This window comes from Sphingomonas kyeonggiensis (assembly GCF_030812785.1).
Classification (GTDB): domain Bacteria; phylum Pseudomonadota; class Alphaproteobacteria; order Sphingomonadales; family Sphingomonadaceae; genus Sphingomonas; species Sphingomonas kyeonggiensis_B.
Map to the genome: position 1 here is coordinate 1,250,344 of NZ_JAUSTJ010000003.1, position 20,881 is coordinate 1,271,224.

Sequence of the window (20,881 nt, forward strand, 5' to 3'; positions counted from 1 at the left end):
CCGCCAAATGGCAGACATCATGACGAAATCGCTTGCCCTGAAGATCCATGATGCCGAGCCGGCGACGACCCCGGCCCCGGCGCGTATCAAGCTTTCCGGCGTCCCCGACGATCGCGCGATGCTGCGTGCCGCGGCCGAACTGACCCGCGACCTGCACACGCCCAATCCGCGCATCTACTGGACGGACATGTTCGTGTCGGCCGGGATCGGCTATGGCGCGCTTGCCGCGGCCATGCTGGTGCCGAGCGTGCCGCTGGCGCTGCTCGCTGGCGTGGTGGCGGTGCTCGCGCTCTACCGCGCCAGCTTGTTCATCCACGAGCTGACCCACCTCAAGCATGCGCTGCTGCCCAATTTCCGGCTCGGCTGGAACCTGCTGGTCGGCATCCCGCTGCTCGTGCCGAGCTTCACCTATGAGGGCGTTCACACCCTCCACCACGCCCGTACCCGCTATGGCACGGTCGAGGATCCCGAATATCTGCCGCTCGCGATGATGAAGCCGTGGACGCTGCCGGTATTCCTGCTCGCCGCCGTGCTGCTGCCGGTCGCCATGCTGATCCGCTTCGCCGTGCTGGCGCCGCTCTCGGCGGTGATCCCCAGCCTGCGCCGCGTCGTCGTCGCCAAATATTCGGGTCTGAAGATCAACCCGGCCTTCGAGCGCCGCCCCCCAGAGGGCGAGCTCAAGAGCCAGTGGTTCTGGCAGGAGCTGGGCGCCAGCATCTATTCGATCGCGCTGCTCGCGCTGGTTGCGACGGGGATCATCCCGCTGCACGCCTTCGCCATCTATCTCGGGGTGATCGCGGGCGTGGCGGTGATCAACCAGGTCCGCACGCTGGTCGCGCATCTCTGGGAGAATGACGGCGAGCCGCTCACCGTCACCGCCCAGTATCTCGACAGCGTCAACGTGCCGACCCCGGGCTTCATGGCCTATCTCTGGGCGCCGATCGGCCTGCGCTACCACGCGCTGCACCATCTGCTGCCGAGCCTGCCCTATCACGCGCTGAACGAGGCGCACCGTCGCCTGTCCGACGCGCTCGAAGAGGCCTCGGCCTACCACAAGGCCAACTACCCCTCGTTGCGCGGGCTGATGCACCGCCTTGCCGCCAGCACGATGGGCGCCCGCTGAACCAGCGGAACGACTGAAACAGAAAAAGGCCGGGCAGCGATGCCCGGCCTTTTTGTTTGTGCGTCGCTCCACACCAACCCGTCACCCCGGCCTTGTGCCGGGGTCCACCGGGAGGCGAGGGAGGAGCAAGAGGCTCTTCTGGCAGTTCGGGAGGCGTAGTGGACCCCGGCACAAGGCCGGGGTGACGAAGGTTATTTGGCTAGCTTCAAATCGGCGACCACTCGATCGCGTCCTCGCCCTCGTCATCCTCGGCGACCTTGCCGTGATCGGTGCCGATCGCCTCGAGCAGCTGGTCGAGCGCCCAGTCCACGCCGACGCCGCTCGCGCCCGAGATCGGGATCACCGGCCCGCCGCTCGCTTCCTCCAGCTCGGCGGAGAGCGCCGCGATCAGCTCGTCGTCGAGCATGTCGATCTTGTTGAGTGCCACCACCACCGGCTTGTCGACCAGCCCGGCGCCATAGGCTTCCAGCTCGCCGCGCACGATCCGGTAGCTTTCGGCGACATCGGGATCATTGGCGTCGACCAGGTGCAGCAGCACCCGGCAGCGCTCGATATGGCCCAGGAAGCGGTCGCCGATGCCGGCGCCTTCCGCCGCGCCTTCGATCAGGCCCGGGATGTCGGCGACGACGAACTCGCGTTCCTTGTGCCGCACCACGCCCAACTGGGGGCGGGTGGTGGTGAAGGCATAGGCGCCCACCTTGGCCTGGGCGTTGGTCACCTGGTTGATGAAGGTCGACTTGCCGGCGTTGGGCAGGCCCACCAGGCCCGCATCGGCGAGCAGCTTGAGCCGCAGCCAGACATAGGCCTCGTCGCTCGGCCAGCCGGTGCCGTGCTGGCGCGGCGCGCGATTGGTCGAGGTCTTGTAGCTGGCGTTGCCGCGGCCGCCGTCACCGCCGCGCAGGAAGACGACGCGCTGGCCCTCCTTGGTCATGTCGAGCAGCAGCGTGCGCTCCTCGTCATCGGCCAGCACCTGGGTGCCGATCGGCACCTGGATCACCAGGTCCTCGCCGCCCGCGCCGGTACGGTTCGAGCCCGCGCCGCCGCTGCCGCGCGGGGCGCGGAAATGCTGGGTGTAGCGGAAGTCGATCAGCGTATTGAGGCCGGCGACCGCCTCGAAGATGATGTCGCCGCCCTTGCCGCCATTGCCGCCGTCGGGGCCGCCATATTCGATGAACTTCTCGCGCCGGAAGCTCACGGCGCCCGGGCCGCCCGCGCCGGAGCGGACGAAGATCTTTGCCTGGTCCAGGAAATGCATCGCAGGCCCATAGGCGAATGTCGCAAATCCGTCACCCCATGGTGACGGACTATTTACGGTGGCGCGCGACAATCGCGCCGAAATCAACGGCGGGGATTGGGGCGATGATCCGCGAGGCACTGATCGGATGCGCGCTGCTGGGCGGCGGCGGCTATTATGCGATATCGAGCTACAACAGCGCGGACGTGGTCCGCACGGTCAACGCGACGCCGCACGACACCTGGCGCGGCTTCGATCTGGTGCTGAACGGCGCCAAAGACGGCTGGAAGGGCGACGGACCCGGCCAGGGGCTCAGCTGGCCCAAGGTGACCAGCGTCGATTCGCGCTCGATCGACTATAGCGTCAGCAAGGACGGCGCCGAGGCGATCCGCCTGACCTTCCGCTTCGAGCCGCTCGATGGCGGCCGCAAGACGAAGCTCAGCTTCGACGCCGATTTCAAGGGCAGGGCGGCGATTGCCAACTACAACCCCAAGGTGCGCGAGGCGATGGCCAGGGTGCTCGACGAGTTCATCGTCCAGATCGAGAATGGCAAGGCGATCAGCTCGGCCGAGCGCTTCTTCGACATGGAGCGCCAGATGCGGGCCAGCCCAGGCTATGCCGAAGGGCAGCGCCAGGCCGAGCAATGGCGCCAGCAGCGCGCCCAGGCCGCGGCGGCTGCGCCGATGGTCGATCCGGACAGGGGCAAGCTCGACCCGAAAGGCGCCGATACGACGCCACGGAATCCGTCCCTGCGTTACTGACGCGCAACTTTCCTGCTGGCGCTGTCCGGAACCGGGAGTATAGGCTTTCGGTTGACTAGGACGGCGCCCCGCGCGCCGGCGAGAATAAACCTAAGGCAACCGTCGCGCGCAGATGAACTCGATCGATCGGTACATGGCGCGGCTGATCGCGGTGCCCCTGGTCTCGACATTGCTCATATCGGCAATGCTGCTGGTGCTCGACCGCATGCTGCGCCTGTTCGAGTTCGTCGCGACCGAGGGCGGGCCGGTCAGCGTCGTCTGGCGCATGCTCGCCAACCTGCTTCCCGAATATCTCGGCCTGGGCATCCCGATCGGCTTGATGCTGGGCTGCCTGCTCGCCTTCCGCCGCCTGGCGACCTCGTCGGAGCTCGACGTGCTGCGCGCGGTGGGCATGGGCTATACGCGCCTGCTCAAGGTGCCCTTCATGTATGCGATGGCGCTGGCGGCGCTCAACCTGGCGATCGTCGGCTTCGTCCAGCCCTGGTCGCGCTACAATTACGAGCAGCTTCGCTTCGAGCTGCGTTCGGGTGCGCTCGGCGCCTCGATCAAGGTGGGCGAGTTCACCAGCTTCGGCGCGAAGATGACGCTGCGCATCGAGGAGAGCAAGGACGAGGGCCGCAAGCTCTCGGGCATCTTCGTGCAGATGATGACCAAGGACGGCACGCCCGTGGCGGTCACCGCCCAGAGCGGCCAGTTCCTGCGCTCCGACGATCCGGACGTGATCATCTTCCGCCTGCAGAACGGCACGCTTGTCCACCAGGACCGCAACTCGCCGGTGCCGCGCGTGCTCACCTTCACCACGCACAATCTGCCGATCCCGCTGCCCAAATATGAGCAGTTCCGCACCCGCGGCGGCAAGAATATCGAGCGGACCCTGCCCGAGCTGGCGGTGATCGGCCGCAATCCCAATTCGAGCACTGAGGATCGCGAGACCAGTCGCGCGGCCTTCCACTTCCGCCTGGCGGAAGTCGCCTCGATGTTCCTGCTGCCCTTCCTCGCGGTGGCGCTGGGCGTGCCGCCCAAGCGCTCGACCTCGGCGCTGGGCGTGTTCCTCTCGATCGTGATGATCGTCACCTATCACAAGATCAACGAGTTCGGGCAGTCGTTCGGCAGCAGCGGCGCGGTCGATCCGATCATCGCGCTCTGGGGGCCGTTCCTGGTCTTCGCCGCCCTGGTGATGTGGATGTACTATCAGATCGCCTATGTGCCGGGCGGCCAGCCGATCGCCGGGCTCGAGAAGGTCTTCTCCAAGCTCACCAAGTTCGTCCTGCGCTACATGCCCGGGCGCCGCCGCAGGCTGCGCCGCGAGGAGGCTGCGGCATGATGAGCAGCTTTTTCCCGTCGCGGACCATGTCCGCCTACATGGCGCGCATGTTCCTCACGCGCACCTTCGCCATCCTCGGCGCGCTGGTGCTCATCCTCCAGTCGCTCGACCTGCTGACCGAGAGCGGCACGATCCTGGCGCATGCCGGCAACGGCGATGCCGAGATCTGGCGCTATGTCAGCCTGCGCGTGCCGCAGATCGCCGCGACCTTCCTGCCCTATTCGGTGCTGCTCGGCTCGATCCTGACCCTGAGCCAGCTCAACCAGAACAGCGAAGTGATCGCGATGAAGGCCTCGGGCCTGTCCGCGCACCAGGTGCTGGCGCCGCTGCTGCTCACCGGCATGGTGGTGGCGGTCATCTCCTTCGGCTTCAACGATCGCATCGTCACCCGCGCCACCTCCACGCTCGAGCAGTGGAAGAAGGTCAACTACGCCCCGTTGCCGATTGATCGCGGCGACCGCAGCAATGTCTGGGTGAAGGGCGACAACAACCTGATTCAGGTGCAGCAGGTCCGCGGGCGCGGCGATGCTGCGCAGCTCTACGGCATCACCGTCTATGAGCGGCAGGACCGCTCGCTGGTCAGCATCCTCACCGCGCCGCACGGCGTGCGCGACGGCAAGGGCTGGCGCGTCGACAATGCCGAGCGCTTCACCGTCGCCAGCGGGCAGAAGACCAAGGTCGGCACCACCATTGTCGGCCATGACCTCCGCCCGGACCAGTTCACCCTCGCGCATGTCGATGCCGATTCGATGGGCTTCTTCGCGCTCAACGAGGCGATCGGGGACCTCAAGGTCGCCGGCCGCCAGACCGACGCGCTCGAAGGCGCCCTGTGGCACAAGCTGGCCGGGCCGCTCTCGGCGATCCTGATGCCGCTGCTCGGCGCCGTCTCGGCCTTCGGCATCGCCCGCTCGGGCAAGCTGTTCGTGCGCGCCGTGATCGGCATGGCGCTCGGCTTCCTCTATTTCGTCGCCGACAATTTCGCGCTCGCGATGGGCAATCTCGGCGCCTATCCGCCGTTCCTCGCCGCCTGGGCGCCGTTCCTGCTGTTCCTGATGATCGGCGAGGCCGTCCTCCTCCGCACCGAGGAATAGCCGCTCTCACGGCTCTCCCAAGCCTTCCTGTCTGGCGGGATGGGGCGGGGGACCATATAGCGGCGGCCATGTCGCTCTTCCCGCCTGCTTCCTGCCCGCGCATCGTCGTCAAGATCGGTTCGGCCCTGCTGGTCGATCCGGATGGCAGCGTGCGCCGCGCCTGGCTCGAGGGTATCGCCGCCGATATCGCCGAACGGGTCAAGGCGGGCCAGCAGGTCGCGGTGGTCTCCTCGGGCGCGATCGCGCTCGGTGCGCGGCGGCTCAAGCTCGCCAGGGGCGGCCGCGCCAGCCTCGAGGATGCGCAGGCTGCCGCCGCCACCGGGCAGATCGAGCTGAGCCGGGTATGGGCGGACGTGCTGGGTGCCAATGGCCTCACCGCCGCGCAGATGCTGGTCACGCTAGGCGACCTCGAGGATCGCCGCCGCTATCTCAACGCCGCCGCCACGCTCGACCGGCTGCTCGGCCTGGGCGTCGTGCCCGTGCTCAACGAGAATGACAGCGTCGCCACCGAGGAGATCCGCTTCGGCGACAATGACCGGCTCGCCGCGCGCGTCGCCCAGGCGGCGGGGGCGGGGGGCGTAGTGCTGCTCTCCGACGTCGACGGGCTCTACGACCGCAACCCGGCGCTGCCCGGCGCGGTCCATATCCCCCGGGTCGAGCGGATCGATAGCGGGATCGAGAACATGGCCGACAAGGGCTCGGCCTCGGGCATGGGATCGGGCGGCATGGTCTCGAAGATCGCCGCCGCGCGCATCGCCAATGCCGCCGGCGCGCATCTCGCCATCGCCTCGGGCCGGATCGCGCATCCGCTGGGGAGCGAGGCGAAGCACACGCTGTTCGTCGCCGAAAAGGCGGCACCGGCCCGCAAGGCCTGGCTGGCCGGCGGAATCACCGCGCATGGCACGGTTCATGTCGACGAAGGTGCGGTAAAGGCGCTGAAACAGGGCAAAAGCCTGCTCGCCGCGGGCGCAAACCGTATCGAGGGGGTCTTCGCCCGCGGCGATCTGGTCGTGATCGCCGGCCCCGACGGCAGGCCGCTCGCCCGCGGCCTCGCCGAATATCCGAGCGACGACGCCACCCGAATCCTCGGCCGCCGCAACGAGGAACAGGCCGAACTCCTCGGCTACGCCCCCCGCTCGACACTGGTCCACCGCAGCCATATGGCGCTGCTGTGACCACCATCGCCCTCACCGGCGGCACCGGCTTTGTCGGCACCCGCCTGATCGCCCTAGCCCTCGAAGCCGGCCATCACGTCCGCGCCCTCACGCGCCGCCAACAGGCCGAGCGCGCGGGCATCACCTGGGTGCAGGGTGACCTGAACAACACCGCCGCCCTCGCCGAGCTGTGCGAAGGCGCCGACGCGGTCATCCATGTCGCCGGCGTGGTCAACGCCCCCGACAAGGCAGGCTTCGCCGCCGGCAATATCGACGGCACCCGCAACATGCTCGACGCGGCGAAGGCAAAAGGTGTCGGCCGCTTCGTGCATGTCTCCTCGCTCGCCGCGCGCGAGCCCGATCTCTCCGCCTATGGCTGGTCCAAGGCCGAGGGCGACAAGCTGGTCATGGCCTCGGGCTTCGACTGGGCGATCGTCCGCCCGCCGGCGATCTACGGCCCTGGCGACCTCGAGATGCTCGAGCTGTTCCGGCTGGCGAAGAAGGGCCTCGCGCTCATGCCCCGCGGCGGGCGCATCTCGCTGATCGAGGTCGGCGATCTCGGCCGCCTGCTGCTCGCACTCGCCACCACCGATGGCTGCAACCAGATCCTCGACGCCGATGACGGCACCGAGAGTGGCTGGAGCCACAAGCAGTTCGCCCAGGCGATCGGCACCGCGCTCGGCAAGCGGGTCGCCAGCTTCGCGCTGCCGCGCATGCTGCTGATGGCCGGCGCGCATATGGACCGGCTGGTCCGCGGCAAGAACGCGAAGCTCACGCCGGACCGCGTCGCCTATTTCTGCCACGAGGACTGGGTGATCGATTCGAGCCGCCGGCCGCCCTCCAACCTGTGGAAGCCCCAGGTCGAAGCCGAAGCCGGCCTCGCCGCCACCGCAGCCTGGTATCGCCAGCAGGGGCTGCTCTGACGAAAAGCATCCTAAAATGAAGGATGCTCAAGCTCATCATCTGGGATCTCGACGATACGCTCTGGTCCGGCACGCTCGCCGATGGTGAGGCCGTGCAGCTCCATCGCCACCGCGCCGAACTGGTCCGCGCCTTCAACGCGCGCGGCGTCGTCTCCTCGATCTGCTCGAAGAACGACTTCGCCACCGCCGAGGCGAAGCTGCGCGAGTTGGGCCTGTGGGACGAATTCGTCTTCCCGCACATCGCCTTCACGCCCAAGCCCGAGGCGATCCGCGCGATCATCGCCGACATGCAGCTGCGCCCCGCCGACGTCCTGTTCGTCGACGACAATCCGGTGAACCTGCGCGAAGTCGCGCATGCGATCCCCGAGATCCAGCTGCTCGAGATCACCCTGTCCGACGCCGATGATCACCTCGCCGGCCTGCTCGCGCTCACGCCTCCGGGCAAGAGCCGGGTCGAACGCTACCGGATGCTGGAGCGCCGCAAGGCCGATCGCGCCGCCGTCCCCGCACTCTCGAACCACGCATTCCTGCGCACCTGCGGCATCCGCGCCAGCGCGCCGTACCTGATGGACAATCTCGATTTCGCCCCGCGCATCGCGGACCTGATCAACCGCTCGAACCAGCTCAACTACACTGGCTCGCGCGTCGAGCAGACCCGGCTGGAGGCCGATATCATCGACGTCGTCCGCTTCGACAGCTGGTCGATCTTCGCCTGGGACAGCTATGGCCGCCACGGCCTGGTCGGCTTCGTCATGGTCGACCGTGAGGCCAGGGCCTTCGTCCATTTCACATTCTCCTGCCGGATCATGCACATGGGCATCGAGGCTTATGCCCTGTCCAAGGTCCGCGAGAAATGGCCGGAGATCGAAACCGGCGCCTGGGATTTCGATCGCACCGACCCGGACTGGATCGCCGATGCCGATTTCCACGACCCTGAGGTCCGCGGCGCGATCCTCGCCGAGCAGGCCCCGCAGCTGATGGCCGAGCCTGCGGTGCGCATCATGTTCGATTGCCAGTCCGGCGGCATCGCGCATTACAGCCGCTTCCGCCCGGCGATCGAGTTCGATCACCACCCGCGCGTCTTCGCGATGCGGATGATGGACGAGGGCAGCTGGCGCGACCAGGATTTCCCGCCCTTCCTCGTCTATGGCGCGGCGGTCGATTATCTCGACGGCCGCTGGGGCGAGCGCTGGCCGCTGGTCGATATCGGCCTCTACCAGACCTGCGTCGTCCGCACGCTGATCATGCTGATCGAGCAGGAGCGCCGCATGCTCGTCGTCCTGCCGCCCGAGGACGCGCCCGAGGACAAGTACCGTGCCGTCCACAACCTCACGTCCGAGCGCTGCCGTCGCCTCAATGCGATCTGGCGCAAGGCGGCGCGCGAGAATCCCGACCATGTCTGGGTGCTCGACGTGGCGGACATCGCCGGGCCGGACGAGATGTCCGACGTCACCCATCTCCACGCCGGGCTGCTCCAGAAGATCGCCGGCCAGGTCGATTGCTGGATCGAGGCGGTCGCGCTGGGCAGCGGGGGCGAGGTGCGCGACGCTGCCTAACTCCAACCGTCATCCCCGCGAAGGCGGGGATCCAGGGTAACAGAGTGCTGTCCCAGGTGACTCTGGATCCCCGCCTTCACGGGGATGACGGGTGAGAGGGGTAATGCGCCTCAAGGAATGATAATGCTCGTATCCGTCTTCACCCGGTCGAGGGCGATCAGCGAGCGATAGCTGGCGATGAACGGCTTCTCGGCGAACAGCTTCTTGGTCAGCGCCGAATAGGCGCGCATGTCCGAGGTGACGATCACCAGCATGAAGCTCACCCCGCCGGTGACGTAATAGCATTGCTGGACCTCGGGCGTGTCGAGGAACATCCGGCGCGCCAGCTCCACCGTCGGCGCATGCTCGTTGATCAGCTGCACCTCGACGATCGAGGTGATGGTGAGTGGCACCGCGTCGGGATCGACGATCGCCACGTTGCGCGCGATCACCCCCGATGCCTCCATCGCCGCGATCCGCCGCTGCACTGCCGCCGCCGACAGGTTCACCGCCTCGCCGATCCGGCGCTGGGGCATCTTGTTGTCCGCCTGGACGAGTCGGAGGATCGCCCAGTCGAAATCGTCGAGCGCCCGTGCGGATTTGTCGCGTTCCCTTGCCATGCAGCGAGTTTTTGTTGCATCGGGAGCATGAATCAAGAGCGCTCAGCCCGCACTCGCGATGATATTCCCCGCTTCAGAAGGGAATGCGCATGCCGAACGAACGCGGATCACTGGTGCTGGGCGTGCTGTGCGGGGCCGCCGCCGGCGCGCTCTGGGGGCTGGTGTTCCTCGCCCCCGAACTGGCCCGCGCCTTCGGCCCGCTCGAGCTGACCATCGGCCGCTACCTTGCCTATGGCCTGATCTCTGCCGCCCTGATCGCCCCGCGCTGGCGCAGCTTGGCCGCGCAGCTGGGTGGGAGTGAGTGGCGCGCGCTCGCCTGGCTCGCGCTCTTGGGAAACACGCTTTACTACATCCTCCTCGCCAGCTCGGTGCAACTCGGCGGCGCCGCGATCACCGCGCTGGTCATCGGCTTTCTCCCCGTCGTCGTGACCATCGTCGGCAGCCGTGCCAAGGATGCCGTGCCGCTCGCCCGGCTCGCGCCGTCGCTGCTGCTCTGCGTCGCCGGCGCGCTGTGCATCGGCTGGCAGGCGCTGTTCCTGCCCTCGGCCCGCCCGGTCACCGCCCAGCTCGCCGGCCTGCTCTGCGCGATCGGCGCGCTCGCCTCGTGGGGCGCCTATGCGGTGTACAACAACCATATGCTGGCGCGGGTGCGGACCGTGTCCTCGCACGACTGGAGCCTGCTGATCGGCATCGCCACGGGTGCGCAGAGCCTGGTGCTGATCCCGCTCGCGCTGCTGCTCGGCACGCGCGGCCATGGGGCAGGGGACTGGGCGCTGTTCGTCGCGGTCTCGGCTGGGGTGGCGGTGTTCGCCTCGATCGTCGGCAATGCGCTGTGGAACCGGATGAGCCGGCTGCTGCCGCTCACCCTGTCCGGCCAGATGATCACCTTCGAGACGCTGTTCGCCTTGCTCTACGCCTTCGCCTGGGAGCATCGCGGGCCGACGGCGCTGGAGGCGGCAGCGTTCGTGCTGGTGGTGGCGAGCGTCGTGACCTGCGTCGCGGCGCATCGGCGGCCCAATTCCCTCTCCCGCTTTCGCGGGAGAGGGAGGGAGACGCCGAAGGCGGCGAAAGGGTGAGGGCCTGTACGGCGGGCTAGGTGCTCGCCGCCCCTACGGACCCTCACCCTGCCTCGCTGTGCTCGGCGTCCCTCTCCCGCAACAGCGGTAGAAGGAGTCAGCCGCCCACCAAGCTCCGCGCCACCGCCTCGGCGGTCTTGATCCCGTCGATCGCCGCGGACAGAATCCCGCCCGCATAGCCCGCGCCTTCACCCGCCGGGAACAGCTGCGCCACGTTCAGGCTCTGATGATCCTTCCCCCGGGTGATCCGCACCGGTGAGGAGGTGCGCGTCTCCACGCCTGTCATGATCGCGTCGGGATGGTCGTAGTTCGCGATCTGCCGCCCGAATACCGGCAGCGCCTCGCGGAACGCCTCGATCACGAAGCCGGGCAGGCATTCCGAAAGGTCAGTCATCTTCACCCCCGGCTTGTACGAGGGGATGACTTCTCCCAGCGCGGTCGAGGCGCGGCCGGCGAGCAGGTCGCCCACCCGCTGTCCCGGCGCATGATAGTTGGAGCCGCCGGCGATATAGGCCAGGTCCTCCCAGTGCCGCTGCAGCTCGATGCCTGCCAGCGGTCCGCCCGGAAAATCCTTGGCCGGATCGATTGCGACGACGAGGCCCGAGTTCGCGTTGAACTCGGCGCGCGAATATTGGCTCATCCCGTTGGTGACGACCCGGCCTTCCTCGCTGGTCGCCGCCACCACGCGCCCGCCCGGGCACATGCAGAAGCTGTAGACGCTGCGTCCGTTCGAGGCGTGATGCACCAGGCTGTATGCCGCCGCGCCCAGGTCCGGATGGCCGGCGCAATTGCCGAAGCGCGCCCGGTCGATCCAGCTCTGCGGATGCTCGATCCGCACCCCGATCGCGAAGGGCTTGGCCTCCATGTGAACGCCGCGCCGGTGGAGCATCTCGAAGGTCGGCCGGGCGCTGTGGCCCACCGCCAGCACGACGTGATCCACCTCGAGGAAGCTGCCGTCCTGCAGGTGGAGCCCGCGCATCCGCTGGTTGCCGTCGGGGGTGCGTTCCAGCTCGATATCGTCGACCCGGGTCTCCCAGCGATATTCGCCGCCCAGCGCCTCGATCGTGCGGCGCATGCTCTCCACCATGGTGACCAGGCGGAAGGTGCCGATATGCGGATGCGCTTCCCAGAGAATGTCGTCGGGCGCGCCGGCCTTGACGAACTCCTCCAGCACCTTTCGGCCGAGGAAGCGCGGGTCCTTCACCCGGCAATAGAGCTTGCCGTCGGAAAAGGTGCCGGCGCCGCCCTCGCCGAACTGGACGTTGCTGTCGGGATCGAGCTTGCCCTGGCGCCAGAGGCCCCAGGTGTCCTTGGTCCGCTGGCGCACCACCTTGCCGCGGTCGAGAATGATCGGCCGGAAGCCCATCTGCGCCAGGATCAGCCCGGCGAACAGCCCACAGGGGCCCGCGCCGATCACTACCGGTCGCAGCCCGCTCCAGCCGTTCGGGGCCATCACCGGGAAGTTGTAGGTCATGTCCGGCGTCGGACGCAGGTCCTTGTCGCCCGGAAAGCGCACCAGCACCGCCGCCTCGTCGGCCAGTTCCACGTCCACCGTGTAGACCAGCTGGATCGCATTGCGCCTGCGTGCGTCATTGCCCCGGCGATAGACCGAGTGGCTCTTCAGCTCGGCGGGCTCGATTCCCAGCCGTTTGACGATCGCTTCGGGCAGGGCCTCGGGCGAATGGTCGAGCGGCAGATAGAGTCCGGAGAGACGAAGCATCCCGGGCCTCTAGCGGGGAATGCCCCGCGCCTCAAATCCTCCGCTTGCAATGTAGGATTTTGTCTGCTTGCCTTCTCGCGGGCGGCCCTGCCGGCCCGGGTGGCGGGCGGCTGAAAACGCGTTTGGCGTGTACTTCGTGTACTTTGGCGCGCGCCGCAGGAACGGCCCGTTGTTGCCGCAATCGCTTGGCACTGGGTGACGATACCACTAGAGGGACCCCATGACCGACCGCGCTTCCGTCTTCGAGACCGTCACCGCCCAGATCGAGCCCTTCAACAAGAAGGGCGTCGCGCTGACCGACAGCACCACCTTCGCCGGGGATCTGGAGTGGGACAGCCTGACCGTGATGGATTTCGTCGCGGCGATCGAGGACGAGTTCGACATCATCATCACGATGAACATGCAGGCCGAAATCGAGAATATCGGCCAGCTGGTCGATGCCGTGCAGAAGCTCAAGGGCTGATTTGACGTGACCGATGGCCTGAACACTGCCGACGCGCTCCCCGCCAATCCGGCCGCGGTTGCGCCCGAAACCGACCTGATGTCGAAGTTCGACGCGCTCATCGGCGAGCGCGAGCGCCTGCTCGCCAGCGGCGTCACCGATCCCTATGCGGTGGTGATGGAGCAGGTGAAGTCGCCCACCGAGGCGGTGATCAAGGGGAAGGATACGATCCTCCTCGGCACCTACAACTATATGGGCATGACCTTCGATCCGGACGTGATCCAGGCCGGCAAGGACGCGCTCGAGAAGTTCGGCTCCGGCACCAACGGCAGCCGGATGCTCAACGGTACCTTCCACGATCACATGGAAGTCGAGCAGGCGCTGCGCGACTTCTACGGCGTCACCGGCGCGATCGTCTTCTCGACCGGCTACATGGCCAATCTCGGCATGATCTCCACGCTCGTCGGCAAGGGCGAGTATGTCATCCTCGACGCCGACAGCCACGCCTCGATCTATGACGGCTGCAAGCAGGGCAATGCCGAGATCGTCCGCTTCCGCCACAACAGCGTCGAGGATCTCGACAAGCGCCTTGGCCGGCTACCCAAGGAAGCCGGCAAGCTCGTGGTGCTCGAGGGCGTCTATTCGATGCTCGGCGACATCGCCCCGCTGAAGGAAATGGTCGAGGTCGCCAAGAAGCACGGCGCAATGGTGCTGTCGGACGAAGCGCACTCGATGGGCTTTTTCGGCCCGAACGGCCGCGGCGTCTACGAAGAGCAGGGCCTCGAAGGCCAGGTCGACTTCGTCGTCGGCACCTTCTCCAAGTCGGTCGGCACCGTCGGCGGCTTCTGCGTGTCGAACCACCCGAAGTTCGAGGCGATCCGCCTGGCCTGCCGTCCGTACATCTTCACCGCCTCGCTGCCGCCCAGCGTCGTGGCGACCGCGGCGATGTCGATCCGCAAGCTGATGCACGCGCACAACAAGCGCGCGCATCTCTGGGAAAATGCCCGCACGCTGCATGCCGGCCTCAAGGAAATGGGCTTCAAGCTCGGCACCGAGAACCCGGACTCTGCGATCATCGCGGTGATCCTCGAGGATCAGGTCCAGGGCGCGATGATGTGGCAGGCGCTGCTCGAGGGCGGCCTCTATGTGAACCTCGCCCGTCCGCCGGCGACGCCGGCCGGCACCTTCCTGCTGCGCTGCTCGCTCTGCGCCGAGCACACCGCCGAGCAGATCCAGCGCGTGCTGGGCATGTTCAAGGCGGCGGGCCAGGCCGTGGGCGTTATCGGCTGAGGACTCTTTCCTGTGCGCCCGGGCTCGACTAAAAACGATCCCGTAATGAGTGAGAGTAACACCGCTCTGGAACGTGCCATTCGGGCGACCAACTGGCGGTTCCTGATGCTCGGCGGGCTTGCGCTGCTGGGGATCGCCGTGCTCGTCGCGGTGGCGCTCCTCCAGCAGCGCACCGATGCCGAGCGCGATCGGGCGATCGCACGCCAGCAGCACACGTTCGACGTGATCATGCGCGCCAACCAGCTTTCCGGCGCGATCGCCGGGGCGGAGGCCGCGCTCGGCCGCTATGTGGTCAGCGCCGACAAGAATCTCGGCCAGCAATATGGCGACCAATGGGGCCGTGCGGGCGAGCAGCTGGCGCGGCTGAAGCAGATCACCGCCGACAATCCCGCCCAGCAGGCCCGCATCGTCCGGCTGAAACAGGCCTTCGACGCCCGCGGCAAGGAGCTCGCCACCACCGCCCTCTACTCGACCTACAAGCGGCACAGCGATGCCTGGGGCAGCTATTACCAGGTCCGCCTGAGCCCGGCCCGCACCCAGCTCGAGCAGGTGCTCAACGAAGTGGTCGATGCCGAGCGGGTCACCCTGCACGACCGCACCAAGGCAGCCGCGGACCTGCTCGCCAATTCGGGCCTGGCGTCGCGGGTGCTCACCGGGTTCGGCGTCCTGATCGTGCTTGGCGCGGTGCTGCTCGGCTGGATGGCGATCGAGGCGCAGGGCGACCGGGCGGTCGCCGACGCCAATGCCGAGACCGAACGCGAGCGCTCCGTCGAGCTGCAGCGGGCCGTCGCCGATGCGACCGAGCAGCTGCGTGCCGAGGCCGCCGAGCGCGAGGCGGCGCAGGAGCAGCTTCGCCAGGCGCAGAAGATGGAGGCGGTCGGCCAGCTCACTGGCGGGATCGCCCATGATTTCAACAATATGCTGGCCGTGGTTCTGGGCGGGCTGGAGCTCGCAAAGCGCCATCTCCACACCGGCGGTCCCGATGCGCAGCGCCATATCGAGAATGCGATGGAAGGCGCCAATCGCGCCGCGGCGCTCACCCGCCGCCTGCTCGCCTTCTCCCGCGCCGAGCCGTTGCTGCCCGAAGCGGTGGAAGCCGGTGCGCTGATCGACGGCATGGCCGATCTGCTCGACCGCACCCTGGGCGACGGCATCGCGGTGGCAACCTCGGATGAAGGCACCGGCTGGCGGATCTGGGTCGATCGCCACCAGCTCGAGAATGCGCTGCTCAACCTCGCGGTGAACGCGCGCGACGCGATGGAGGGGAAGGGGACGCTCAGCTTCGTCACCGGCGGCACGAGCCTGGCCGAGAACCAGGTCGGCGAGTGCGCCGCGGGTGATTACGTCACCATCGAAGTGGGCGACACCGGCATGGGGATGACGCCCGAGGTGCTGGCGCGTGTGTTCGAACCTTTCTTCACCACCAAGCCGGTGGGCAAGGGCACCGGGCTGGGGCTCAGCCAGATCTTCGGCTTCGTCCGCCAGTCGGGAGGCGAGATCGGCATCGACACGGCGCCGGGCAAGGGCACCCGGGTGACGCTTTACATGCCCCGCCATCTCGGCGAAGCGAGGGCCGAAGCCGCGCCCGCGTCCGAGGGCGTTCCCGTGTATAGTGGCCGGCCGCTGGAAATCCTGGTGGTGGAGGACGACCCGCGCGTGCTCACTGCGACGCTGGGCGCGCTCAAGGAACTCGGCCACCAGGCCATGGGCTGCGACGATCCGCATGCCGCGCCCGGCGCGATCGCGACGCTGCGGTCGCTCGACCTGATCGTCTCCGACGTGCTGATGCCGGGCCAGACCGGCCCCGAGATGATCGCTGCCCTGGGCGATCGGATCGACGGCGTCGCGGTGCTGTTCGTCACCGGCTTCGCCGGCGAGGCGGACGCGGCGATGTTCGGCGGCCGCACCGTGCTGCGCAAGCCCTTCACCATCGCCGGCCTGGCGGCGGCGGTGGAAGAGGCGATGGCGCAGGAGGCACGCCGCTCGGGCCGGGTGGCGGCGGCGTAGGGGCAGGCCGCTCCGGCTTTACTTTCCTGACTTCTTTTTCCCCGGCGAAGGCCGGGGGCCAGACTAAGCGTGCGCGGCGAAGTCGCGCCAAGGCACGCGACTTTCAAGGACTGGGCCCCGGCCTTCGCCGGGGAAAAGAAGGTACTCCGGACTAGTCCGCCTTCGCGGTCTCGGGCTTGTAGCTCACCACGCACCAGGCCGGAGCGCAATTGGCCGAGGCCTCGATGATCGCGGCATAGCGCTCGATCACCGCGCAGTCCGTGCCTGCGGCGTAGAGGATGATCGGCCGGCGCGGCGTCTCGCGGCCAGCGCCGCTGGCGAAATCCTCCAGCGCGGTGTCGCTGGTCGGCAGGATGCCCCAGAGCGCCTGTCCGCCCTGGTCGCGCACCGCATGCGCGTTGGCGCTCTTCTTCGGCAGCCTGTCGCCCCATTGGGCGGAGAGATTGCAGGTCTTGTCCGGCACGCTCAGCGACAGCAACGCGATCGGGAACAGGATCATTGCAGTTACTCCTCGCGGATATGCTGGTGCCCGTGATGCTCGCCCATGGTGCGCGAGAGCTGCGCCGCGGCGATCTCGCGGGCCTTGTTGCGCGGCAGGCCGAGCGCGCGGGCCATCGGCGCGCCGAGCAGCGCGTCGCCCACCGCCATCAGCACCAGCTGCAGCGTCTCCTCGTGGAGCGAATGGGTCTTGTCGTCATGCCCCTCGGCCAGCTCGTCGACCAGCCGGTGGATCGCCTCCAGGATCGGATCGAGCGCGTCCTGGTTGCCGGTCAGGATCATCCAGCTCGCCAGCGCGCCGGCGCCGCCCTTGTCGAACGCGTCGAAGGTCAGGTTGACGACTTCATGGTCGTCATGGTCGCCGGCGCGGGCGCGCATCACCGCCGCGCCGATCTTGCCGGTGACGCTACCCGCGATATTGGCGGCCAGCGCCTTTTGCAGGCCCGCCGCCGAGCCGAAATGGTGGAGCAGATTGGCGTGCGTCCGCCCGATCTTCGCCGCCACCGCCTTCAACGTCACCGCGCCCGGCCCGGCCTCGAGCAGCAGCTCGCGCGCGGCCTCGAGCGCGGCGTCGCGGGATTCTTCGGGAGAAAGGCGTTTACGGGGTGCAGTGGCGGTCAATTTGGGGGATGGCTCCTGTTGTCCCAGCTTAGTGACCCAAAGGCGCCGTAAAGCAAAGTCCTATCATCTTTCGGTAATCGGCTCGGATCAGGCTGGCGTGGGAGGATTGCATGCGACAGCGGCTCTGGTGGATCCTGATGGCAGGGCTTCTCGGCTGGCCTCCGGCCGCGCATGCCGAATATGGCGTCGAGATCGTCTGCAGCCGCACTGCCAATATCGCACTGGTGCGGTTCGGCTGGAGCGAAGCGGGCTCGCCGGTCGCCTATCGTGCGCTGCCGATGCGGATCGATGGTGGCCTGTCCCATGGCCGTTCGCAGCGTCGGAGCGAGTGCCGATTGCCCAATGGCTGGAAACTGCGGATCCGCGACGGCGAGATGCAGGGGGTCGCCCATGGCATGGGCGGGGCCGATCCGCCCGCCTTCTTCAGCCTGTGGGTCAACCGGCGACGGGTGCTCTCACGCGTCGAATGGAAGCCGGGCTATGGCGACAGCGGCTCCGAAAAGCCGTGGCTGGTCGGGCTGGTGATCCAGCCGGATCGCATGAGCCGCTGCGAAGCCGGGCCGGGAGCCGGGGAAACCGAGCCTGGCACCGGACCGATTGCGTGTCGAAGCGAGCGCCTCCGGCTTGCCGATCATCGGATCGATCGCATCGAATATCCGCTGAACGGCCGCAAGTGGAAGGAGGGCAGTTGGTTCGCCGATCCGGTTGCCGCCGATCGGGGCTTCTGCGCGCGTTACCTCCGTACGATGCTGAAACCGATGTTCGGCCGCCCGGCGATATATTCCGCGCTGCAGGGGGACGAGCGCGCCCCGCTCGCCGCCCGTTTGCCGAAGCGGCCGCTGCCGAGCACGCCAGGAGTGGAGCTTGCCGACACCGAGATCGCACCGGGCGTCCGGCGGCGCCTGGTACTGCGGGGCGGGTCGGATCACTTCTTCGATGGCGATCTGGTTCTCGTGCTGCCGCCCGACACCGATGTGGCGCCGTTGCTGCCCAGCTTCGATTTCGATCCGAAAGAGGCAGGGGACGCGCTGATGCTGGCGCCGCGGCGGGAATGGACGCTGCTCGCCGGCGGGCAGCGCGGCATCTATCCCGGCGTAAGCCCGCGTTACGCCCACTTCGTGCCCCAGCGCATCGACGGGCGGCTCTATTTCCTTGCCAGCCCCGCCAATCAGGAGATCCAGCCGACCGCGCTGCTGCTCGGGCTGAAGCCCGAAGGCGGTGTCCGCCGGATGTGCGTCATCCGGCGGATCGAACCGCATTTCTAGGGCTCACGCCGCCATTCGGTGGTCCTCGTCGCCACCGCCGCTGCAATCGCCTTCGGACAGGTCGATTTCGTAGCGTGCGGTGGTCGCCTCGCAGCCGCGGCCGCGCGAGTAGATGGTGGCGAGCTTGCCGGTCGGGCGGAAGCCGAGCTTGCGCAGCACCCGGCCCGATGCGGGGTTGTCGATGAAGTGGCCGGCGGTCACCCGGCGGATGCCGAGCGCCCGCGCGGCGTGCAGCACCGCGCGCCCGGCTTCGGTCGCGAAGCCGCGGCCCCAGGCATCGGGGGTGTACCAATAGCCGAGCTCGTTGGGCTCGTCCTTCCATTCGCTCAGGCCCGTGCCGCCGATCAGGCGCGTGGCGCCGTCCCGGTGCTCGAACACCAGGAACTTGGTATCGACGGGATTGTCGAAGCTGGCGAGGAAGGTCTCGGCCGCTTCCACAGGATAGGGCCAGGGCGCGCGCGACAGATTGCGCACGACGTTCTCATGGCCGATCGCCTGGGTGAGGGCGGCCGCATCCTCGGGCCAGCCGGGCCGCAATGTCAGTCTCTGCGTTCGCACGAACATGACCGTCTCCTTGGTCCTGCGACGCCCCACGCCACTTTAGTGTGACGAGCTTGTTGCGCCGTGGTGTCAGGGAGGAAATAAAAAAGGGAGCCGGGGCGACCCGTCTCCCTTTTCAGCTGGTTCGTTCGTCGAACCCGGGTCACCCTGGTGGGCAACCCGGTCGGTCACCCGATGTTATTCGGCAGCTTCCGCAATCATGTCTACCGAGCAGAACTTGCGGCCGAGCTTGCCTTCCTTGAACGACACGCGGCCATCGACGAGCGCGAAAAGGGTATGGTCCTTGCCCATGCCCACGTTCACGCCCGGATAGATCTTGGTGCCGCGCTGACGCACGAGGATGTTGCCGGCGACGACTGCTTCGCTGCCGAACTTCTTCACGCCAAGACGACGACCGGCCGAATCACGACCGTTACGCGAAGAACCGCCTGCCTTCTTATGTGCCATGGTCTATACTCCTCGTATCTTCGCTTACGCTTCAGCAGCCGGGGCTTCAGCCTCGGCGGGAGCGGCGGCCTTCTTCGCCTTCGGCGCGGCCTTCTTGGCTTCCTGAGCACCGATCGCGGTGATCTTCAGGATGGTGTGGTTCTGGCGGTGGCCGTTCTTGCGACGATAATTGTGGCGACGGCGCTTCTTGAAGACGATGACCTTCTCGCCCTTCGCCTGCGCAATGATCTCGGCCGAGACGGTCAGGCCGTCGGTCGACTTCAGCTCACCACCTTCGCCGGCGAGCAGAACGTCGCCGAGCGTGACCGTCGAACCGGCCTCGCCGTCGAGCTTCTCGACAACGATCTTGTCTCCCGCGGCAACGCGATACTGCTTGCCGCCCGTGCGCACGATAGCGAACATCGGATCTCTTCTCTGGTTCAAATGCTTGTGCCCGCCAAGGTTGCACCCCGGCAGGAGGAAGGGCGCAGCTAAGGGAGAGAGTCGCCGAAGTCAACCGATAACTACCCATAAAGGGCAGTTTAGTGACGGTGCGTACGCTTCAAAGTGTAGCGGCCCGCGGCATAGCCGTCGAAAAGCCCGCTGATCGCCGGGTGGTCGATCGGCTCCTCGCTTTCGTCGGCCACCAGATTCTGCTGGCTGACATAGGCGACATAGCTCGATTCGTCGTTCTCGGCGAGCAGATGGTAGAAGGGCTGGTCCTTGCGGGGGCGGACGTCCTCGGGAATCGCCTCGTACCATTCCTCGCTGTTGGCGAAGACGGGGTCGACGTCGAAGATCACGCCGCGGAACTCGAACTGGCGGTGGCGCACCACATCGCCGATCGCAAAGCGCGCGGTGGCGACCGGGGGCATCGGGGCTCCGGGATCATAGGGGGCAGGGGAGGCGCCGGGCGTCTGAGTCATGCCCTTAATCTAATATCTCTGTGATTTGGTACAAGGATGCGCTTGCAGTATCCGAAACGCTGCGCTAGGGGCCGCCCCTCACAGCGACCGACGCGGAGTTTTCCGCGTACAATCGCCTCGCGGAGAGGTGGCAGAGTGGTCGAATGCGCCGCACTCGAAATGCGGTTTACGGGTAACCGTAACGAGGGTTCGAATCCCTCCCTCTCCGCCACTTAATCCATTGAATTTTCAGTATATTTTGGGCGATGAGGGCGGGCGTTCTGCTGCATCCGCAACGCGCTCGC

At 67.3% G+C, this 20,881-nt stretch carries 21 protein-coding genes and 1 tRNA gene; 13 read left to right on the forward strand and 9 right to left on the reverse strand.

The features are described from left to right. Positions 1-19: 19 nt before the first annotated feature. Positions 20-1,123, forward strand: coding sequence for a fatty acid desaturase family protein (locus tag J2W22_RS23120; protein WP_307120624.1), 1,104 nt, complete (start codon positions 20-22; stop codon positions 1,121-1,123). 205 nt (positions 1,124-1,328) lie between these two features. Here J2W22_RS23120 and obgE read toward each other — a convergent pair whose 3' ends face one another. Next, positions 1,329-2,378: a GTPase ObgE gene (gene obgE, locus J2W22_RS23125; RefSeq protein ID WP_307120625.1), complete on the reverse strand. Its 1,050-nt coding sequence runs from the start codon at positions 2,376-2,378 to the stop codon at positions 1,329-1,331. 104 nt (positions 2,379-2,482) lie between these two features. Here obgE and J2W22_RS23130 point away from each other — a divergent pair, with 104 nt between their 5' ends. The 6 genes from J2W22_RS23130 to J2W22_RS23155 all read left to right on the forward strand — a co-directional run bounded on the left by J2W22_RS23130 (position 2,483) and on the right by J2W22_RS23155 (position 9,166). Further along, complete coding sequence (locus tag J2W22_RS23130; protein ID WP_307120626.1) at positions 2,483-3,118, forward strand: SRPBCC family protein; 636 nt, start codon at positions 2,483-2,485, stop codon at positions 3,116-3,118. 112 nt (positions 3,119-3,230) lie between these two features. Beyond that, a complete protein-coding gene (gene lptF / locus J2W22_RS23135) occupies positions 3,231-4,442 on the forward strand; it encodes an LPS export ABC transporter permease LptF (RefSeq protein ID WP_307120627.1) in 1,212 nt (403 codons plus the stop codon). Beyond that, complete coding sequence (gene lptG / locus J2W22_RS23140; RefSeq protein WP_307120628.1) at positions 4,439-5,533, forward strand: LPS export ABC transporter permease LptG; 1,095 nt, start codon at positions 4,439-4,441, stop codon at positions 5,531-5,533. Before lptF ends, lptG begins: the two co-directional genes overlap by 4 nt. A gap of 68 nt (positions 5,534-5,601) precedes the next feature. Continuing rightward, positions 5,602-6,708, forward strand: a complete 1,107-nt coding sequence (gene proB, locus J2W22_RS23145) for a glutamate 5-kinase (protein WP_307120629.1) — start codon at positions 5,602-5,604, stop codon at positions 6,706-6,708. Then, positions 6,705-7,610 (forward strand): NAD-dependent epimerase/dehydratase family protein, encoded by a 906-nt coding sequence (locus J2W22_RS23150; protein WP_307120630.1) that lies wholly within the window; start codon positions 6,705-6,707, stop codon positions 7,608-7,610. The genes proB and J2W22_RS23150 overlap by 4 nt, the downstream gene beginning before the upstream one ends. A gap of 23 nt (positions 7,611-7,633) precedes the next feature. Beyond that, a complete protein-coding gene (locus J2W22_RS23155; RefSeq protein ID WP_307120631.1) occupies positions 7,634-9,166 on the forward strand; it encodes an HAD-IIIC family phosphatase in 1,533 nt (510 codons plus the stop codon). A 110-nt stretch (positions 9,167-9,276) separates the two neighbouring features. Here J2W22_RS23155 and J2W22_RS23160 read toward each other — a convergent pair whose 3' ends face one another. Then, the gene (locus J2W22_RS23160; RefSeq protein WP_307120632.1) at positions 9,277-9,765 is read right to left on the reverse strand and encodes an Lrp/AsnC family transcriptional regulator; all 489 of its coding nucleotides are present in this window, start codon (positions 9,763-9,765) and stop codon (positions 9,277-9,279) included. 83 nt (positions 9,766-9,848) lie between these two features. On the opposite strand from J2W22_RS23160, the gene J2W22_RS23165 reads away from it, so the two are divergent. Beyond that, positions 9,849-10,841, forward strand: coding sequence for a DMT family transporter (locus tag J2W22_RS23165; RefSeq protein WP_373423014.1), 993 nt, complete (start codon positions 9,849-9,851; stop codon positions 10,839-10,841). A 97-nt stretch (positions 10,842-10,938) separates the two neighbouring features. On the opposite strand, the gene J2W22_RS23170 is transcribed toward J2W22_RS23165, so the two are convergent. After that, positions 10,939-12,561: an NAD(P)/FAD-dependent oxidoreductase gene (locus tag J2W22_RS23170; RefSeq protein ID WP_307120634.1), complete on the reverse strand. Its 1,623-nt coding sequence runs from the start codon at positions 12,559-12,561 to the stop codon at positions 10,939-10,941. A 220-nt stretch (positions 12,562-12,781) separates the two neighbouring features. On the opposite strand from J2W22_RS23170, the gene J2W22_RS23175 reads away from it, so the two are divergent. The 3 genes from J2W22_RS23175 (at position 12,782) to J2W22_RS23185 (ending at position 16,300) form a co-directional block, all read left to right on the forward strand. Then, positions 12,782-13,024, forward strand: a complete 243-nt coding sequence (locus J2W22_RS23175) for an acyl carrier protein (protein WP_116842527.1) — start codon at positions 12,782-12,784, stop codon at positions 13,022-13,024. 78 nt (positions 13,025-13,102) lie between these two features. Continuing rightward, entirely contained in the window at positions 13,103-14,293 is a 1,191-nt protein-coding gene (gene spt, locus J2W22_RS23180) for a serine palmitoyltransferase (protein ID WP_307120709.1), read from the forward strand. Positions 14,294-14,338: 45 nt separating this feature from the next. Beyond that, positions 14,339-16,300 (forward strand): ATP-binding protein, encoded by a 1,962-nt coding sequence (locus J2W22_RS23185; RefSeq protein ID WP_307120635.1) that lies wholly within the window; start codon positions 14,339-14,341, stop codon positions 16,298-16,300. Between the two features lie 151 nt (positions 16,301-16,451). On the opposite strand, the gene J2W22_RS23190 is transcribed toward J2W22_RS23185, so the two are convergent. Both J2W22_RS23190 and J2W22_RS23195 read right to left on the reverse strand, forming a co-directional pair. Next, positions 16,452-16,799, reverse strand: coding sequence for a hypothetical protein (locus tag J2W22_RS23190; protein WP_307120636.1), 348 nt, complete (start codon positions 16,797-16,799; stop codon positions 16,452-16,454). A gap of 5 nt (positions 16,800-16,804) precedes the next feature. Continuing rightward, positions 16,805-17,419, reverse strand: coding sequence for a TetR/AcrR family transcriptional regulator (locus tag J2W22_RS23195; RefSeq protein ID WP_307120637.1), 615 nt, complete (start codon positions 17,417-17,419; stop codon positions 16,805-16,807). A gap of 110 nt (positions 17,420-17,529) precedes the next feature. On the opposite strand from J2W22_RS23195, the gene J2W22_RS23200 reads away from it, so the two are divergent. Beyond that, a complete protein-coding gene (locus J2W22_RS23200; protein ID WP_307120638.1) occupies positions 17,530-18,684 on the forward strand; it encodes a hypothetical protein in 1,155 nt (384 codons plus the stop codon). A gap of 3 nt (positions 18,685-18,687) precedes the next feature. Here the strand turns inward: J2W22_RS23200 and J2W22_RS23205 are convergent, their stop codons facing one another. The 4 genes from J2W22_RS23205 to hspQ form a co-directional block, all read right to left on the reverse strand. Further along, positions 18,688-19,248: a GNAT family N-acetyltransferase gene (locus J2W22_RS23205; RefSeq protein WP_307120639.1), complete on the reverse strand. Its 561-nt coding sequence runs from the start codon at positions 19,246-19,248 to the stop codon at positions 18,688-18,690. A 174-nt stretch (positions 19,249-19,422) separates the two neighbouring features. Continuing rightward, a complete protein-coding gene (gene rpmA / locus J2W22_RS23210) occupies positions 19,423-19,692 on the reverse strand; it encodes a 50S ribosomal protein L27 (protein WP_307120640.1) in 270 nt (89 codons plus the stop codon). Between the two features lie 24 nt (positions 19,693-19,716). Then, positions 19,717-20,094 carry a 50S ribosomal protein L21 gene (gene rplU / locus J2W22_RS23215; protein WP_184000535.1) on the reverse strand — a complete coding sequence of 126 codons (378 nt, stop codon included), beginning with the start codon at positions 20,092-20,094 and terminating at the stop codon, positions 19,717-19,719. A gap of 119 nt (positions 20,095-20,213) precedes the next feature. Further along, positions 20,214-20,597, reverse strand: coding sequence for a heat shock protein HspQ (gene hspQ / locus J2W22_RS23220; RefSeq protein WP_307120641.1), 384 nt, complete (start codon positions 20,595-20,597; stop codon positions 20,214-20,216). 121 nt (positions 20,598-20,718) lie between these two features. Between hspQ and J2W22_RS23225 the strand changes: the two genes are divergently transcribed. After that, positions 20,719-20,808 (forward strand) — tRNA-Ser (locus J2W22_RS23225). The last annotated feature ends 73 nt before the right edge of the window (positions 20,809-20,881 follow it).

Bases quoted from the DNA above. Each gene is read 5' to 3' on its own strand.
- J2W22_RS23120 (WP_307120624.1), top strand. From the start codon at position 20: ATGACGAAATCGCTTGCCCTGAAGATCCATGATGCCGAGCCGGCGACG.
- obgE (WP_307120625.1), bottom strand. From the start codon at position 2,378: ATGCATTTCCTGGACCAGGCAAAGATCTTCGTCCGCTCCGGCGCGGGC.
- J2W22_RS23130 (WP_307120626.1), top strand. From the start codon at position 2,483: ATGATCCGCGAGGCACTGATCGGATGCGCGCTGCTGGGCGGCGGCGGC.
- lptF (WP_307120627.1), top strand. From the start codon at position 3,231: ATGAACTCGATCGATCGGTACATGGCGCGGCTGATCGCGGTGCCCCTG.
- lptG (WP_307120628.1), top strand. From the start codon at position 4,439: ATGATGAGCAGCTTTTTCCCGTCGCGGACCATGTCCGCCTACATGGCG.
- proB (WP_307120629.1), top strand. From the start codon at position 5,602: ATGTCGCTCTTCCCGCCTGCTTCCTGCCCGCGCATCGTCGTCAAGATC.
- J2W22_RS23155 (WP_307120631.1), top strand. From the start codon at position 7,634: ATGCTCAAGCTCATCATCTGGGATCTCGACGATACGCTCTGGTCCGGC.
- J2W22_RS23160 (WP_307120632.1), bottom strand. From the start codon at position 9,765: ATGGCAAGGGAACGCGACAAATCCGCACGGGCGCTCGACGATTTCGAC.
- J2W22_RS23165 (WP_373423014.1), top strand. From the start codon at position 9,849: ATGCGCATGCCGAACGAACGCGGATCACTGGTGCTGGGCGTGCTGTGC.
- J2W22_RS23170 (WP_307120634.1), bottom strand. From the start codon at position 12,561: ATGCTTCGTCTCTCCGGACTCTATCTGCCGCTCGACCATTCGCCCGAG.
- J2W22_RS23175 (WP_116842527.1), top strand. From the start codon at position 12,782: ATGACCGACCGCGCTTCCGTCTTCGAGACCGTCACCGCCCAGATCGAG.
- spt (WP_307120709.1), top strand. From the start codon at position 13,103: ATGTCGAAGTTCGACGCGCTCATCGGCGAGCGCGAGCGCCTGCTCGCC.
- J2W22_RS23185 (WP_307120635.1), top strand. From the start codon at position 14,339: ATGAGTGAGAGTAACACCGCTCTGGAACGTGCCATTCGGGCGACCAAC.
- J2W22_RS23190 (WP_307120636.1), bottom strand. From the start codon at position 16,799: ATGATCCTGTTCCCGATCGCGTTGCTGTCGCTGAGCGTGCCGGACAAG.
- J2W22_RS23200 (WP_307120638.1), top strand. From the start codon at position 17,530: ATGCGACAGCGGCTCTGGTGGATCCTGATGGCAGGGCTTCTCGGCTGG.
- J2W22_RS23205 (WP_307120639.1), bottom strand. From the start codon at position 19,248: ATGTTCGTGCGAACGCAGAGACTGACATTGCGGCCCGGCTGGCCCGAG.
- rpmA (WP_307120640.1), bottom strand. From the start codon at position 19,692: ATGGCACATAAGAAGGCAGGCGGTTCTTCGCGTAACGGTCGTGATTCG.
- rplU (WP_184000535.1), bottom strand. From the start codon at position 20,094: ATGTTCGCTATCGTGCGCACGGGCGGCAAGCAGTATCGCGTTGCCGCG.
- hspQ (WP_307120641.1), bottom strand. From the start codon at position 20,597: ATGACTCAGACGCCCGGCGCCTCCCCTGCCCCCTATGATCCCGGAGCC.